3 protein-coding genes are annotated in these 1,621 nt (G+C 66.7%); 2 read left to right on the top strand and 1 reads right to left on the bottom strand.

From position 1 onward, the window contains the following. Positions 1-197, bottom strand: a 197-nt coding sequence (locus K228_RS29300; RefSeq protein ID WP_080671711.1) for a hypothetical protein, incomplete at its 3' end; no start/stop codon positions are given. 185 nt (positions 198-382) lie between these two features. Here K228_RS29300 and K228_RS0124885 point away from each other — a divergent pair. Then, positions 383-1,150 (top strand): helix-turn-helix domain-containing protein, encoded by a 768-nt coding sequence (locus tag K228_RS0124885; RefSeq protein ID WP_025620784.1) that lies wholly within the window; start codon positions 383-385, stop codon positions 1,148-1,150. After that, on the top strand, positions 1,141-1,332 hold the full coding sequence (locus K228_RS0124880) for a DUF397 domain-containing protein (protein WP_025620783.1): 192 nt from the start codon (positions 1,141-1,143) through the stop codon (positions 1,330-1,332). The genes K228_RS0124885 and K228_RS0124880 overlap by 10 nt, the downstream gene beginning before the upstream one ends. Positions 1,333-1,621 lie beyond the last annotated feature (289 nt).

Raw genomic sequence — 1,621 nt, 5'->3', positions numbered from 1 at the left:
TGGGCGGGGGTGAGCCAGCCGACGCGTCCGGGTTGGGGGTCGGCGAGGGTGGGTTGAGTCATCCAGGCAGGTAGGTTGACCGGCAGGTTCGCTGGGCGGTTCGGGCCCGGGGCTGGGGCGCGGTACGGCGCGTTCGTGCCGTGTGGGCGGGGCTGCGCGGTGTTTTTCCGACGCCGACTGAACCAGCGGATTCGCATTTGGTCTCCTTGGTATTGGTGGAGGACCGCCCCACGGGTGGGGGCGGTCCGACAGCGCCTCCGGCGGGATAGGACCTCCACCGGCTTACGCCGTTTCGCGGAGTCAGTCTGGCTATCAGTAGTGGACAGTAAAACCCCATCGACGTATGGTCCGAAGACATCCGAAATGCCTTCCGGAGGGGCTCATGAACGAGGCACTTCGGCTGGCCATGAACGAGGCTGGCCACACCGCTCAGTCGCTTGCCGAACGGGTCGGAGTTGATCGGAAAACGACGACGCGGTGGCTCGTAAAGGATCATATTCCGCACCCGGCGCACCGCACGGCGGCGGCGGATGCTCTCGGTGTGGACAAGGAGGACATATGGCCGGACATTTCGAGACGTCGCAATCCGGTCTGGTTCCGCCCGTGGCAGGAATTCGAGCGCGAGGCGACATCGCTGCGGTCATATCAGCCGTTGGTTGTTCCCGGTTTGCTGCAGACCGAGGCATACGCACGCGCGGTGCTGTCCAGTGGGGGTTTGCGGGGGCGCACGGAGGTCGACCGGCTCGTCGCCACCCGGCTCTCCCGGCAGGCCATCCTCACCAAGGAAGATCCGCCGCAGTTCGCGGCCGTGGTCGACGAGGTCGCCCTCCGGCGCCCGGTCGGTGGCCGGGAGACGATGCGGGAGCAGGTGTCGGCCCTGCTGGCAGCCTGTGCGGCCCCACACGTCCGGCTGCACGTCGTGCCGTTGACCGTCGGCGCCTACGCGGGCCTCAACGGGCCGTTCGTCATCGGCGCCGGTGCGGATCATCGGATGGCGGTCTATCTGGACAGCCAGCTGGAGGGAGAGATGGTTAGCACCCCGAACGATGTGGCGGCGATACTGGAGGTGTGGGAGAACGTGCGGGGTGAGGCGTTGTCCCACTGGCAGTCAGTTGATCTTCTGAGGGAAGTAGCTGAATCATGGACTTGACCGGGGCGCGTTGGCGTAAGAGCAGCCGCAGCAGCGGCAACGGCGGCGACTGTGTCGAGGTTGCCGACAATCTGCCCGGTGTGGTGGGGGTCCGGGACTCCAAGGACCCGACCGGACCGGCGCTGGTGTTCGGGCCGCCGTCGTGGCGGGCGTTCGTCGCCCAGCTTCCAGGACGCGACTGACCTACCCCCGAACGCGTCCGTCCCGACCTGGGGCGGGCGCGTTCGTCGTTGCGGCCAGTCCCCGCGTCGTCTCCGGTAGCCAGCCTCGCTGTCGGCGGTTACGGGACATCCGATCCGCGACAGCGCCACTACCGTGAGCTGCGCATCAATCTTGGGGGAGGGCTGGTTGACCTTCCTCCGGCAGAAAGCATGGCGGCTAATACTCCAGCAGGAGATCCGTTTCAGGGCTCGGTGAGAGATTGTCGGGCGTAGTGACCGATCTTGGCTTGGGCTTGGTGCTGGCGTCGGA

The sequence above is a fragment of the Salinispora cortesiana genome, from assembly GCF_000484695.1.
Lineage (GTDB): Bacteria > Actinomycetota > Actinomycetes > Mycobacteriales > Micromonosporaceae > Micromonospora > Micromonospora cortesiana.
The sequence above is the reverse complement of the archived record's forward strand: the minus strand, read 5'-3'. Positions and strand labels throughout refer to the sequence as shown.

Coding starts and splice junctions, on each gene's coding strand:
- K228_RS0124885 (WP_025620784.1), top strand. CDS start 383: ATGAACGAGGCACTTCGGCTGGCCATGAACGAGGCTGGCCACACCGCT.
- K228_RS0124880 (WP_025620783.1), top strand. CDS start 1,141: ATGGACTTGACCGGGGCGCGTTGGCGTAAGAGCAGCCGCAGCAGCGGC.